The organism is Vibrio sp. CAU 1672, assembly GCF_029223195.1.
Lineage (GTDB): Bacteria > Pseudomonadota > Gammaproteobacteria > Enterobacterales > Vibrionaceae > Vibrio.
In genome coordinates, this window is sequence record NZ_JARHUF010000004.1 from 207,179 (window position 1) to 220,697 (window position 13,519).

Sequence of the window (13,519 nt, forward strand, 5' to 3'; positions counted from 1 at the left end):
CATAGCTCAAAACTATGGTAGCATTCACGGTCGACGTTACAGACGGCCGTGTTTTGTAGCACATTGATAGAGGCAAGCAGATGATCAGACAACGTACTCTGAAAGAAATAGTGAAAACAACTGGTGTGGGTCTCCATTCCGGTCGTAAAGTAACACTTACTCTGCGCCCGGCTGCTGCAAATACCGGTATTATTTATCGTCGTACTGACCTGAATCCGCCTGTTGATTTTCCGGCCGATCCGGCCTCTGTGCGGGATACTATGCTGTGTACGGCATTGGTGAACGACGAAGGGGTACGCATCTCTACGGTTGAGCACCTGAGTGCGGCACTGGCGGGGATGGGAATTGACAACGTCATTATCGAAGTCGATGCACCAGAAATTCCAATTATGGACGGCAGTGCCAGTCCGTTTGTTTACCTGCTGCAACAAGCGGGTATTGAAACGCAGAACACGCCTAAGCGCTTTATCCGGATTAAGAAACCAGTGCGTTTTGAAGATGGTGATAAATGGGCTGAATTGGTGCCATTCAATGGCTTTCGCATGGATTTCGAGATTGATTTTAACCATCCAGCGATTGAGTCGGATGAGCAGCGTTTGCTGTTTGATTTTTCATCACAAGGCTTCGTGCGTGAGATTTCACGTGCCCGCACCTTCGGCTTCATGCGTGACATTGAATACCTTCAGTCACAAAACCTGGTGTTAGGTGGCAGCTTTGACAACGCGATCGTCCTGGATGACTACCGTATCCTGAACGAAGAAGGCCTGCGGTTTGACAATGAGTTTGTGACTCACAAAGTACTGGATGCGATTGGCGACTTGTATATGTGTGGCCATGCTATTATCGGTGAATTCCGTGCTTACAAATCAGGTCATGGCCTGAATAATCAGTTACTGCGTGCAGTATTGGCTGATCAGGAAGCATGGGAGTGGACAAGCTTTGAAGAAGAAGCGGGCTCTCCGGTGACATTTGTGGAACCAAACGTGGTAGTCGCTTAATCCTGAACGGATAATTGAGAATTGAATAAAAAACCAGGCCTAAGCCTGGTTTTTTGTTATTTGGTCGGGGATTTTATGTCCCGACTGGGCCTATTCGGATTTTTTCGCCATATCGGCCAGGCGTTGTAAGCGCTCACGGATCTTCGGCGGCGCCACATCGGCAATGATCATCAGCGAATCGGCAGCCGCTTCAGTTAACGGTGGCCGTTTAGGCCGATCGTCAGCAGCAAACTGATTGCGATAGAGAGACGGGTTGATGCGTACTTCGATGCTGATCAGTTTGGCAAAGCCCTGGGTGCGAAGTGTATTGAGGATCATCAGTCGATCAAAGTCGATCTTCATTTTGATCGCAGCACTGGCCGCATCAATTAATAAGTGGCCATGACGGACATTTGCCACTCGGCAATGATCTGCCGTCCCTTTCGGTAGTATGGCCTGCAGCGCCTGATTGAGTTGCAGGATCTCGGCGGCATGATCCTGGATCTGGCGAAACTGAGACTCGGCAATAACATCCTCGGTAGAGGTTGGACGATGATCACGCATAGGCAAAATTTAATTTTGTTAAGATAAGTCTATTCTAGAGCAGCTTTATGAGAAGGTATAGTTTACATTGATGGCTTTGCCTGAAACTCATAATGTAAGTGAACCAGCCTGCGTTTGGTGTTTGAAAAAGGAATAGCTTTCCGCTGTTATTCACCACTACCGCGCTAGCGGTGGCTAATCCGTCAGCAATTCGATGAAAAACTTCCAAGTGCTTCAAACAAATTGGGCTAGTGATGGTTGTCTTTGGCAAAAATCCTTACACTATGGCACATTGTTTCAAATTTTAGCCTTGAAAATTGGTCGGTTTAACTCAATATCTGAGATAAATGATTTATCTCAGTATTCTTAGTTCAAAACTGGTAGAGACTGAAGGCATTATGAGTAGATCGGGAACGGTCTGATTAAAGAGAGATTCACGAAAAATGATAACTAAGCTACTGACAAAGGTTATTGGCAGTCGCAACGATCGAACACTGCGCCGCCTTAGAAAAATTGTAAAAGAGATCAATAATTACGAACCGACGTTCGAAACGCTGTCTGATGAAGAACTGAAAGCAAAAACGGTAGAATTCCGCCAGCGCCTTGAGCAGGGTGAAACTCTTGATCAATTATTGCCAGAAGCTTTTGCGACAGTCCGTGAAGCCTCTAAGCGTGTTTACGGTATGCGTCACTTCGACGTACAGCTAATTGGTGGTATGGTACTGAATGCCAGCCAAATTGCTGAAATGCGTACTGGTGAAGGTAAAACCTTAACCGCGACCCTTCCCGCATACCTAAATGCCCTTGCCGGTAAAGGTGTTCACATCGTCACCGTCAATGACTACCTGGCAAAACGCGATGCCGAAACTAACCGACCATTGTTTGAGTTCCTTGGTATGACAGTTGGGATCAATATTCCTAACATGCCACCTCAAGAGAAGAAAGCGGCGTACCAGAGCGATATTTTGTACGGAACCAACAATGAGTTTGGCTTTGACTACCTGCGAGACAATATGGCGTTTCGTAATGAAGACCGCGTGCAACGTGAGCGCTTCTTTGCTGTAGTCGATGAGGTGGACTCGATCCTGATCGATGAAGCACGTACTCCGTTGATCATTTCCGGTCCTGCGGAAGATAGCTCTGAGCTGTATACCCGAATCAACACCCTGATCCCGTATCTTGAGAAACAAGATAAGGAAGACTCAGAAGAATACCGCGGTGACGGCCATTACACGGTGGATGAAAAATCCAAGCAAGTGTACCTGACCGAGACCGGACAAGAGTTTGTTGAAGAGTTACTGGTTAAAAATGGCCTGATGGAAGAAGGGGATACGCTGTATTCACCAACTAACATCAGCCTGCTGCATCATGTGAACGCGGCACTGCGTGCCCACGTTTTGTTTGAACGTAACGTAGACTACATCGTTAATGAAGACGGTGAAGTGGTGATCGTTGACGAACATACCGGCCGTACCATGCCGGGGCGTCGTTGGTCAGAAGGTCTTCATCAGGCAGTCGAAGCGAAAGAAGGCGTTAAGATTCAGAACGAGAACCAAACACTGGCTTCGATCACTTTCCAGAACTACTTCCGTCTATACGAGAAACTGTCAGGCATGACAGGTACCGCCGATACTGAAGCGTTCGAGTTCCAGTCGATTTACGGTCTGGAAACGGTGGTTATCCCAACTAACAAGCCAATGATCCGCGACGATATGGCGGATGTGGTGTACCGCACTGAAGCAGAAAAGTTTGCCGCGATCATTGAAGATATTAAAGAGCGTGTAGCCAAAGGTCAACCAACGTTGGTGGGTACAGTTTCGATTGAGAAATCAGAACTGCTGTCTAATGCGCTGAAGAAAGCCAAGATCAAACACAACGTACTCAACGCGAAGTTCCACGAGAAAGAAGCAGAAATCGTGGCTGAAGCGGGTAAACCTGGCGCGGTAACTATTGCAACCAACATGGCCGGTCGTGGTACCGATATCGTCTTGGGTGGTAGTTGGCAAGCTAAAGTAGAAGCACTGCAAGAGCCTACACAAGAACAGATTGATGCAATTAAAGCAGAGTGGAAACACGTTCACGATCAAGTACTAGAATCAGGTGGCCTACACATCATCGGTACTGAGCGTCATGAATCTCGCCGTATCGATAACCAGTTGCGCGGTCGTTCTGGTCGCCAGGGTGATGCCGGTTCATCTCGTTTTTATCTGTCGATGGAAGATTCACTGCTGCGCATCTTCACTTCTGATCGTATGGCTAGCCTGATCCAAAGTGGTATGGAAGAAGGTGAGGCGATCGAATCTAAGATGTTGTCCCGCTCAATTGAGAAAGCTCAGCGCAAAGTTGAAGGTCGTAACTTTGATATCCGTAAACAGCTGCTTGAGTACGATGACGTGGCGAATGACCAACGTAAAGTCGTCTATGAGTTACGTGATGAGTTGATGAGTGTTGATGACATCAGCGATATGATCGCCCAGAACCGTGAAGACGTACTGACCGCCATTATTGATGAGTACATCCCGCCACAGTCTCTGGAAGATATGTGGGATGTGGAAGGCCTGCAAGAGCGCCTGAAAGCAGACTTCGATCTGGATGCACCAATCAAGCAATGGCTTGAGGAAGACGACAAGTTATACGAAGAAGCGCTGCGTGAGAAGATCATTGGCCAAGCGGTAGAAGTTTACACCGCCAAAGAACAAGTGGTCGGTGCGCAAGTGCTGCGTAACTTCGAGAAATCGGTCATGCTCCAGACACTGGATACATTGTGGAAAGAGCACCTGGCAGCGATGGATCACCTGCGTCAGGGGATTCACCTGCGTGGTTACGCACAGAAGAACCCGAAGCAAGAGTACAAGCGTGAGTCGTTTGAACTGTTTGAAGGTTTGCTGGAAACACTCAAGTCTGATGTGATCATGGTGTTGTCGCGTGTTCGTGTGCAGCAGCAAGAAGAAGTCGAGCGTATGGAAGAGCAGCGTCGCGCCCAGGCCGAAGAAGCGGCACGTCGTGCTCAAGCCCAGCATGCTTCTGCGCAAAGCCAACTGGCTGATGGTGAGGACTCAGAAGGTGCTCATCAGCCAATGGTACGTGAAGATCGTAAAGTGGGCCGTAATGAGCCATGTCCATGCGGTAGCGGCAAAAAGTACAAACAGTGCCACGGTCAGATCAACTAGTTGAATTTGATAAGTTATTAATAAAGAGTCGCTTAGGCGGCTCTTTTTGTATCAAGCGAGCCAGGAACAACTTCATGAAGAGAGTTCACATTGTTGCGGCGATCATCTTTAACCAAGATCAATCGCAAATTTTTATCACTAAGCGTCCGGATGACAAGCATCAGGGTGGGCTTTGGGAGTTTCCGGGCGGTAAAGTTGAGCCCGGTGAAAGCGTTGAACAGGCCATGGTACGCGAGCTTGATGAAGAGGTGGGGATCACCGTAACCGAACAGGCTCATTTTCAGCATCTGGAATTTGACTATCCGGATAAATCGCTTAAATTCGATTTCATGGTGGTATCGGCATTTGAACATCAGCCGTATGGCCGAGAGGGCCAACAAGGGAAGTGGGTGAGGATTGTTGAGCTTGCTGACTACACTTTCCCACAGGCTAATGTCCCGATTTTGCAGCGAGTCATGCAAGAGTTTTCCTAGCCACTTTGCCGGAATATTGATAGTTTAAAAATACTCAGCGAAACAACACGGTTGTATCTGAAGATACTGCCGCGAAAAATGGAGATTAAGCGCAATGGTACGTATTGCAATTGCAGGAGCAGCTGGCCGCATGGGCCGTAATCTAATCAAAGCCACTCACTTGAATCCGGAGGCGAACGTTGCTGCAGCTTCTGAACGTCCGGAGTCGTCATTGGTTGGTGTGGATGCCGGAGAGTTATGTGGCGACGGAAAATTTTCTGTGCTGTTGACCGATGATTTGGCCAAAGAGGTGGATAACTTTGATGTCATCATCGATTTCACCGCTCCGGCAAGCACGCTGGCGAACCTTGAACTGTGCCAGCAACACGCCAAGAGTATTGTGATCGGGACTACCGGTTTCAGCGAGCAGGAGCGTATGGTGATTGATGAAGCCGCCAAACAGATCCCAGTGGTGATGGCTCCCAACTACTCAGTCGGCGTTAATCTGGTGTTTAAACTGCTGGAGAAAGCGGCCAGGGTGATGGGGGATTACTGCGATATCGAAATTGTTGAAGCGCACCATCGTCATAAGGTTGATGCACCATCCGGCACTGCCATCGGTATGGGGGAGGCGATCGCAGAGGCGATGGGCAACCAGCTCAGTGATGTTGCTGTATATGCCCGTGAAGGGATTACCGGAGAGCGTAGCCGGGATGAAATCGGTTTTGCTACCATCCGCGCCGGGGACATTATCGGCGAGCATACCGCGATGTTTGCTGATATTGGTGAACGGGTTGAGATCACGCATAAAGCAACTGACCGGATGACTTTTGCCAATGGCGCGGTTAAAGCGGCAGTATGGCTCAATAGCAAGTCTGCGGGGTTCTATACCATGACCGATGTACTCGGGCTTAACGATCTTTAATTACATAATTATTCGCCGGCGTAAGCCGGCTTTTTTATATTAGTCGAAAACTAAGTAAATATTTTGTGTTTATATTCATGTGAAATACAGATGCTTTAGGTGTTGTTTTTGCTGTGTTGGCTGGTTATGTGGTTCCTATAGCTCAAAAATGATGGTTTAGTTGTTGCGGTTAACGTTTGCGCAGGGCTGGTGAAAAAAAGTGTGATCTTGGAAGTGTTAAAAAAAGTTGCCATGACTAAAGGCGGCTGATTATGGAGTCTTTGCTTACTTAAACTTACTATTTTGGGGCTTATTGCATTCAATTTCGCCTACCTTTGAGAAATGGTTAATTTATTTTTCCGATAAGGTTGACAGTATCCCAGTGCCTCATTAGAATACCGCCAATTTGTCTGAATAACCTTGAAGCGCAAAAAAAGAGTGGAAAGGAAGGCAGATTTGCAGTTTAATTTAGTTTTGATGCATTTTTATTCTGGAGGTTGTCTTGAGCAAGTCAGCACTGCTAGTCCTAGAAGATGGGACAGTGTTCCACGGTGTTTCCATTGGAGCAGATGGGTCATCCGTTGGTGAAGTCGTTTTTAATACCTCGATGACGGGGTATCAAGAAATCCTCACTGATCCTTCCTATTCTCAACAAATCGTTACTCTTACTTATCCTCACATAGGCAATACCGGAACCAATTCCGAAGACGAAGAATCCGCTTCCATCCACGCACAAGGCCTTGTGATTCGCGATCTCCCTCTTATCGCTTCTAATTTCCGTAATGAACAGTCCCTTTCTGATTACCTTAAGTCGCAAAACATTGTCGGCATTGCAGACATCGATACGCGTAAACTGACTCGTATCCTGCGTGAAAAAGGTGCGCAAAACGGTTGTATCGTTGCCGGTAACAACTTAGATGAAGCTTTGGCGCTGGCGAAAGCAAAAGAATTCCCTGGCCTGAAAGGTATGGATCTTGCGAAAGAAGTTACAACAAAAGAAGCGTATCAATGGAAACAAGGTTCGTGGACGCTTGAGGGTGGCCTTCCTGAGGCGCAAGAAGACAGCGAACTGCCATATCACGTCGTTGCCTACGACTTCGGCGCCAAACGCAACATCCTGCGCATGTTGGTTGACCGAGGCTGCCGCCTGACGGTTGTTCCTGCTGAAACCTCAGCAGAAGAAGTTCTGGCACTAAACCCAGATGGCGTTTTCCTATCCAACGGCCCTGGTGACCCGGAGCCATGTACTTACGCGATTGAAGCGACCAAAGTGTTCCTGGAGAAAGGTCTGCCAATTTTCGGTATCTGTCTGGGCCACCAAATCCTGGCGCTGGCATCGGGGGCGCAAACCGTGAAAATGAAGTTTGGCCACCATGGTGCCAACCACCCGGTAAAAGATTTGGACCGTAATGTTGTGATGATCACTTCGCAAAACCACGGTTTTGCCGCAGACGAAGCAACGCTACCAGAGAATCTACGTGCTACTCACGTATCGCTATTTGACGGCTCTCTGCAAGGTATTCACCGCACAGACAAGCCAGCATTTAGCTTCCAGGGTCACCCTGAAGCGAGCCCGGGTCCACACGACGCGGCACCGCTATTTGACCACTTTATCGAACTAATTAAACAACACAGCGCTTAATTTCGGAGTAGTAGATAATGCCAAAACGTACTGACATTCAAAGTATTCTTATTCTTGGTGCTGGTCCGATTGTTATCGGTCAGGCATGTGAGTTTGACTACTCTGGCGCACAAGCGTGTAAAGCACTGCGTGAAGAGGGTTACCGGGTTATTCTGGTAAACTCTAACCCTGCGACCATCATGACTGACCCTGAGATGGCGGATGCGACTTACATCGAGCCAATCCAGTGGGAAGTGGTGCGCAAGATCATTGAAAAAGAGCGTCCAGATGCGGTACTGCCTACCATGGGTGGTCAGACAGCGCTTAACTGTGCTCTGGACCTGGAAAAACACGGCGTACTGGAAGAGTTCGGCGTAGAAATGATTGGTGCAACAGCAGACGCCATCGACAAGGCGGAAGACCGTTCTCGCTTCGATAAAGCTATGAAGTCTATCGGTCTTGAGTGTCCTCGCGCAGATACGGCGAAGAGCATGGAAGAAGCTTACAAAGTACTAGATATGGTTGGCTTCCCGTGTATCATTCGTCCATCTTTTACCATGGGTGGTACTGGTGGCGGTATCGCTTACAACAAAGAAGAGTTCGAAGAGATTTGTCGTCGCGGTCTGGATCTGTCGCCAACCAACGAACTGCTTATCGATGAATCATTGATCGGTTGGAAAGAGTACGAAATGGAAGTGGTTCGTGACAAAGCGGACAACTGTATCATCGTCTGTTCAATCGAAAACTTCGACCCAATGGGCATCCACACCGGTGACTCGATCACTGTTGCGCCAGCACAAACGCTGACGGACAAAGAGTACCAGCTAATGCGTAATGCATCCTTAGCGGTTCTGCGTGAAATCGGTGTTGAAACGGGTGGCTCAAACGTACAGTTTGGTATCAACCCGAAAGATGGCCGTATGGTTATCATCGAGATGAACCCACGTGTATCTCGCTCTTCGGCGCTGGCTTCGAAAGCAACAGGTTTCCCAATCGCGAAGATTGCCGCGAAGCTGGCAGTTGGCTTCACGCTGGACGAGCTACAAAACGATATCACTGGTGGCGCAACGCCCGCATCATTCGAGCCAACCATCGACTACGTCGTCACTAAGATTCCTCGCTTTAACTTCGAGAAATTTGCCGGTGCTAACGACCGTCTGACAACGCAGATGAAGTCTGTTGGTGAGGTGATGGCAATTGGTCGTAACCAACAAGAATCGCTGCACAAAGCACTTCGCGGTCTGGAAGTGGGCGCGACAGGCTTTGATGAGATGGTGGATCTGGATGCGCCGGATGCACTGACTAAGATTCGTCACGAGCTGAAAGAAGCGGGTGCTGAACGTATTTGGTACATCGCGGACGCATTCCGTGCAGGCATGTCAGTTGACGGCGTGTTCAACCTAACCCAAATTGACCGTTGGTTCCTGGTTCAAATCGAAGAACTGGTGAAACTGGAAGAACAAGTGAAAGCGGGTGGTTTTGCAGGTCTGACTCAAGCCGTGCTGCGTCAAATGAAACGCAAAGGCTTCTCTGATGCGCGCCTGTCTAAACTGCTCGGTGTAGCAGAAAGCGAAATCCGCCGCCTGCGTGACCAGTTCGACATCCACCCAGTTTACAAACGCGTCGATACGTGTGCAGCGGAGTTCTCGTCTGACACGGCTTACATGTACTCATCTTACGATGACGAGTGTGAAGCACAGCCTACAGACAAAGACAAGATCATGGTTCTGGGCGGTGGTCCTAACCGTATCGGTCAAGGTATCGAGTTTGACTACTGCTGTGTCCACGCTTCTCTGGCACTCCGTGAAGACGGCTATGAGACCATCATGGTGAACTGTAACCCAGAGACAGTATCAACCGACTACGACACCTCTGACCGTCTGTACTTCGAGCCGGTTACTCTGGAAGATGTCCTGTCTATCGCGCGCGTTGAAAAACCAAAAGGTGTTATCGTTCAGTACGGTGGTCAAACGCCACTGAAACTGGCTCGCGCACTGGAAGCGGCTGGCGTGCCAATCATTGGTACCAGCCCGGATGCAATCGACCGTGCAGAAGACCGTGAGCGTTTCCAGGCTGCGGTAGAGCGTCTAGGCTTGCTACAGCCACAAAACGCGACCGTAACAGCTATGGAGCAAGCGGTTGAAAAATCTCGTGAAATCGGCTTCCCGCTAGTGGTTCGTCCATCCTACGTACTGGGTGGTCGTGCGATGGAAATCGTTTACGACGAGCAAGACCTACGCCGCTACTTCAACGAAGCCGTAAGCGTATCGAACGAATCTCCGGTTCTCCTCGACCGCTTCCTGGATGACGCAACCGAAGTCGATATTGATGCTATCTGTGACGGTGAGCGCGTGGTGATTGGCGGTATCATGGAGCACATCGAGCAAGCCGGTGTTCACTCAGGTGACTCAGCCTGTTCACTGCCTGCCTACACGCTAAGCCAGGAAATCCAGGACAAGATGCGTGAGCAAGTAGAGAAACTGGCATTCGAGCTTGGTGTACGCGGCCTGATGAACACCCAGTTTGCGGTGAAAGATAACGAGGTTTACCTCATCGAAGTAAACCCACGTGCCGCACGTACCGTGCCATTCGTATCGAAAGCAACTGGCGCCCCACTAGCGAAAATCGCGGCACGGGTAATGGCGGGTCAATCTCTGGAGTCGCAAGGCTTTACTAAAGAGATCATTCCACCTTACTACTCAGTGAAAGAGGTGGTACTACCGTTCAACAAGTTCCCTGGTGTTGACCCACTATTGGGCCCAGAAATGCGCTCAACCGGTGAGGTGATGGGGGTTGGTGCGACGTTCGCAGAAGCGTATGCGAAAGCAGAACTAGGTTGTGGCAGCGTATACCCTGAAGGTGGTCGTGCACTGCTGTCTGTGCGTGAAGGCGACAAGCAACGTGTTGTAGATCTGGCGTCTAAGCTTATCAAGCTTGGCTACCAACTGGATGCAACACACGGTACTGCGGTTATCCTTGGCGAAGCGGGCATTAACCCTCGCCTGGTTAACAAGGTACATGAAGGTCGTCCTCACATTCTTGACCGGATCAAGAACAATGAATACACCTACATCGTGAACACCGCAGCTGGCCGTCAGGCGATTGAAGATTCGAAAGTTCTACGCCGCGGTGCACTGGCAGAGAAAGTGAACTACACGACAACGCTAAACGCTGCGTTTGCAACGTGTATGTCTCACACTGCTGATGCGAAAGCGTCAGTAACTTCGGTTCAAGAGCTGCACGCAAAAGTGAAAGCCAGCCTAGAAGTGTAATAGATAACAATCAGTAAGCCCGGTAAATAGGGCTTATATGACAACCTCATTGCCCGCTCATTTGAGCGGGCTTTTTTTTACTTGAGATTATTGATGAAAAGCCGGAATAGGTTGATATCTTGCGTTTCCTTTTGTGCTTATGTCTATTAGTGCTACCGTTGTTTTCTCTTTGCTATCGGTTTTACAAGGAAGGTTAGGTGGACATCACTTTTGAGATTTTAATGGCACTGTTTTTTGTCGCCTCAGCGGCTGGGTTTATTGATGCGATGGCTGGTGGTGGGGGCTTGCTAACCCTTCCGGCTCTGTTGGCGGCAGGCCTGAGCCCGACCCAAGCCTTGGCGACCAACAAACTGCAAAGCTCGTTCGGCAGTTTTTCTGCCAGCTTGTTCTTTGTTCGCAATGGCATTGTCAGTCTCAAAGAGATGCGCGTTGCCATCGTCTGTACCTTTATCGGGGCCGCAATTGGTGCTGAAGCCGTACAGTTTATTGATGCGGGTATATTGACCAGTCTTATTCCTGTGCTGCTTATCGCGATTTCTGTTTATTTTCTTCTGGCTCCAACCACGAAGAAAGCACATGGCGAGCCGAAATTGTCTGAGGCGATGTTTGCGCTGTGTATCGGTGGTGGGGTCGGTTTTTATGATGGCTTCTTCGGACCGGGGACCGGTTCAATCTTTACCGTCTGTTTTGTCGCGCTCGGCCACTTCTCTCTGGTGGATGCGACTGCTCGCACTAAGATCCTCAATTTCACTTCAAATATTGCTGCGTTGTTGTTCTTTATTCTCGCTGGTTTGCCGGTATGGGAAATCGGTTTGACCATGGCGGTTGGCGGGTTTATTGGTGCCCAGTTAGGGGCCAAAGTGGTGGTGACCAAAGGCCAGAAGTGGATTCGACCTTTAGTCATAACGATGTCTATGTTGATGGCGACAAAACTTCTTTGGCAACAACATCAGCAATGGCTGCTATCACTGTTTTAACTCGCTCACTCCGGTAGCTATTGTGCCGCAGACAGATGTGGATTGGTCTGATTAGCGGAGTCAGTTCGGCAAAATTAAAGCAATATTTTGCGCTGATGTTGAGTGTATTGATGATCGATTTCGGGATCAGGGCGGGCGCCATTCCCCTTAACGCCAGCTGTGCTGCCGCAGTGTAGGAGTCCATCTCCATCAGGGGCTGGATGCGATATTTAGATAAAATTGCGTGCTGATACGTGTTGGCCGGGTTACTTAGATCATTGGTTAAAATCCTGTCCGGAAGTGACGTAAGTGGATACTTACTTACTATCGAAAACGGTTCATCGCAAAGATGTAAACTCATCAGGCCATGATGTGACGGCAAATAACCTGCGCATACTCCCAGGGTCGTTTTACCCGATTTGACATTTTCAATAATTCGCGGCGTGTGGTTGGTCGACAGGCGTAAGTAGGGATCTTGCGCAAAAACTTCTTCCATGATCAGGCTCAGGTAGCCGGCCACCAAGGTTTCAGAACAATCTAACCTCAACAAGGAGGTGTCCTCTAGCTCTTGCTGGTCGTAAATCTGTCCTCTCAACTCGTTGAAGCTGGGCTCAATGGTATTGATCAGCGCTTGTGCTTCGGAGGTCAGCCTGATGTGCCGGCCATGCGGCTCGATCAGCTTCTTTCCCAGTCTCTTTTCCAGATTGGCAATCCTTTTACTCACCGCTGACTGGCTAATGTAAAGCTGACTGCCGGTGCGGCTCATGGTCTTCTCTTTGCTCAGCACCAACAGGGTTTCGATACCTTCAAGTAACATATCAATCCTTGAATATTTGGAATAGGAGTAGCTAATGTAACTTGACTGGGCGTGGCTGGCTACTGGCGGAGCAAAAAATGGCCACAGACGTTTGCATCGGTGGCCATGTTGAACTGGTTAGCGGGAAAGAGCAAATGTGGGCAGGGACAGGTGCCAGCGTATTGCGCCTAAACGGATAAGCAAGGTTGAGAGCACCCCCGCCAGCAACGCGGTAGAATGCTCGTAGCCCAGACTGAGTGCGGTGGTGTGAAAAATACCGCCAACAATACACGCCGTGGCATACACTTCGCTGCGAAGTACCATGGGCACTTCACGTGCGAGTACATCGCGGATGATGCCCCCGCCACAACCGGTTATTACCCCCATGATCACCGCGACCATGCCCGAAGCCTGGTAAGCCAGGGCTTTTTCGACACCAATACCAACAAATACCGCCAGACCAATGGCATCGCATACCGGCAGTACCCACCATGGAAGACGCGTCGGGCGACGAACCAGCAGCATGGTCAACAGGCAGGTGATAAAAATGACCCAAAGGTAAGTGGTATCCGTGATCCAAAATACCGGGGTTGCGCCAAGCGCCATGTCACGAATGGTACCGCCACCAATGGCCGTCACGCTCCCGAGCACGGTCACACCGAAGGGATCCATTTTCAGCCGGCCCGCAAGTAATACGCCGGAAATCGCAAACACAGCAGTACCGAATAAATCGATCATATAAAGCAGCATGGAATCCATGTTACTTGGTACCTTTTCACAAATTGTGGCTAACAGAAATGGGTGGAGAATTGTACGGTATTTTCAACG

General features: G+C 49.2%; 10 protein-coding genes. 7 read left to right on the forward strand and 3 right to left on the reverse strand.

What is annotated here, in order from left to right:
• Nucleotides 1-80 precede the first annotated feature (80 nt).
• Nucleotides 81-998, forward strand: a complete 918-nt coding sequence (gene lpxC, locus P2G85_RS06315) for a UDP-3-O-acyl-N-acetylglucosamine deacetylase (RefSeq protein WP_275863248.1) — start codon at nt 81-83, stop codon at nt 996-998.
• A gap of 90 nt (nt 999-1,088) precedes the next feature.
• Here lpxC and P2G85_RS06320 read toward each other — a convergent pair whose 3' ends face one another.
• Nucleotides 1,089-1,541, reverse strand: a complete 453-nt coding sequence (locus P2G85_RS06320; protein WP_275863249.1) for a DciA family protein — start codon at nt 1,539-1,541, stop codon at nt 1,089-1,091.
• A gap of 422 nt (nt 1,542-1,963) precedes the next feature.
• On the opposite strand from P2G85_RS06320, the gene secA reads away from it, so the two are divergent.
• From secA to P2G85_RS06350, 6 genes are all read left to right on the forward strand, one after another.
• A complete protein-coding gene (gene secA, locus P2G85_RS06325; protein ID WP_275863250.1) occupies nt 1,964-4,690 on the forward strand; it encodes a preprotein translocase subunit SecA in 2,727 nt (908 codons plus the stop codon).
• 74 nt (nt 4,691-4,764) lie between these two features.
• Entirely contained in the window at nt 4,765-5,163 is a 399-nt protein-coding gene (gene mutT / locus P2G85_RS06330; RefSeq protein ID WP_275863251.1) for an 8-oxo-dGTP diphosphatase MutT, read from the forward strand.
• 94 nt (nt 5,164-5,257) lie between these two features.
• The gene (gene dapB, locus P2G85_RS06335; protein ID WP_275863252.1) at nt 5,258-6,067 is read left to right on the forward strand and encodes a 4-hydroxy-tetrahydrodipicolinate reductase; all 810 of its coding nucleotides are present in this window, start codon (nt 5,258-5,260) and stop codon (nt 6,065-6,067) included.
• Between the two features lie 481 nt (nt 6,068-6,548).
• Nucleotides 6,549-7,688 carry a glutamine-hydrolyzing carbamoyl-phosphate synthase small subunit gene (gene carA / locus P2G85_RS06340; protein WP_275863253.1) on the forward strand — a complete coding sequence of 380 codons (1,140 nt, stop codon included), beginning with the start codon at nt 6,549-6,551 and terminating at the stop codon, nt 7,686-7,688.
• 17 nt (nt 7,689-7,705) lie between these two features.
• The gene (gene carB / locus P2G85_RS06345) at nt 7,706-10,939 is read left to right on the forward strand and encodes a carbamoyl-phosphate synthase large subunit (protein ID WP_275863254.1); all 3,234 of its coding nucleotides are present in this window, start codon (nt 7,706-7,708) and stop codon (nt 10,937-10,939) included.
• Nucleotides 10,940-11,136: 197 nt separating this feature from the next.
• Complete coding sequence (locus tag P2G85_RS06350) at nt 11,137-11,916, forward strand: TSUP family transporter (RefSeq protein ID WP_275863255.1); 780 nt, start codon at nt 11,137-11,139, stop codon at nt 11,914-11,916.
• Here the strand turns inward: P2G85_RS06350 and P2G85_RS06355 are convergent.
• Nucleotides 11,852-12,712 carry a LysR family transcriptional regulator gene (locus P2G85_RS06355; RefSeq protein ID WP_275863256.1) on the reverse strand — a complete coding sequence of 287 codons (861 nt, stop codon included), beginning with the start codon at nt 12,710-12,712 and terminating at the stop codon, nt 11,852-11,854. The two genes, P2G85_RS06350 and P2G85_RS06355, sit on opposite strands and share 65 nt — an antisense overlap.
• A gap of 117 nt (nt 12,713-12,829) precedes the next feature.
• Nucleotides 12,830-13,450: a TRIC cation channel family protein gene (locus P2G85_RS06360; protein ID WP_275863257.1), complete on the reverse strand. Its 621-nt coding sequence runs from the start codon at nt 13,448-13,450 to the stop codon at nt 12,830-12,832.
• Nucleotides 13,451-13,519 lie beyond the last annotated feature (69 nt).